The sequence below is a fragment of the Treponema sp. R6D11 genome (assembly GCF_054786075.1).
In genome coordinates this window covers 1-614 of record NZ_BDHD01000689.1, presented here as the reverse complement: position 1 = coordinate 614, position 614 = coordinate 1, and the positions used below count along the sequence as shown (strand labels likewise).

At 33.6% G+C, this 614-nt stretch carries 2 protein-coding genes; both read right to left on the bottom strand.

All coding sequences use genetic code 11. From position 1 onward, the window contains the following. On the bottom strand, positions 1-309 hold a 309-nt coding region (locus tag ACYVTD_RS15510; RefSeq protein WP_461248597.1), incomplete at its 3' end, for a hypothetical protein. A 51-nt stretch (positions 310-360) separates the two neighbouring features. Next, positions 361-614: hypothetical protein (locus ACYVTD_RS15505; RefSeq protein ID WP_461248596.1), on the bottom strand; the 254-nt coding region annotated here is incomplete at its 5' end.

The window sequence follows — 614 nt, the reverse complement described above, 5'->3', positions numbered from 1 at the left end:
TCTGTAGTTAAGTGTTACAGTATCACCTTCATAACCAATATTAGGCGATGCTGTTACAGTATCACCCGATGCAAAATTGCCGATTCTTTTAATCGTTATATTATACTCCGCATTCTGCGGTCGGCTGCTATCTGGATTTCCCGCACTTGACGAACCTGATGAATTCGATGAACCCGATAAATCTCTGTTAGGCAGAATGTCGATAACAAAACCGTTATCGCAGGAAACAATTGCCGCAAACGCGATTATAACAGTTAAAACGATAAAACTTAATTTTTGTATATTCTTTGTCAACTTAAACTTTTTCATACTATGCCTCCTTATCCTTGGAGCTGATAATTCTACATTAACCTACTTCGATTAATGTACCTCATGGAATCTTTCTCTAACTGTATTTCTATTTTCAATTTGATTAACATTGGTATTTATTTTATTAACATTGTTGTCAACTTGATCTATTTGATTAATGTTTTCTGTCTGAGAAATATCGGCGTCAACTTGTTCAGCATTGTTATCTGTTTGATCATCATTGTTTTCTATTTGAGCAATGCTCTGTTTGTCAATTCCATTTTTTTGTTCATCGATATTTGTTTTTTGATTTTTAAATCTGATTC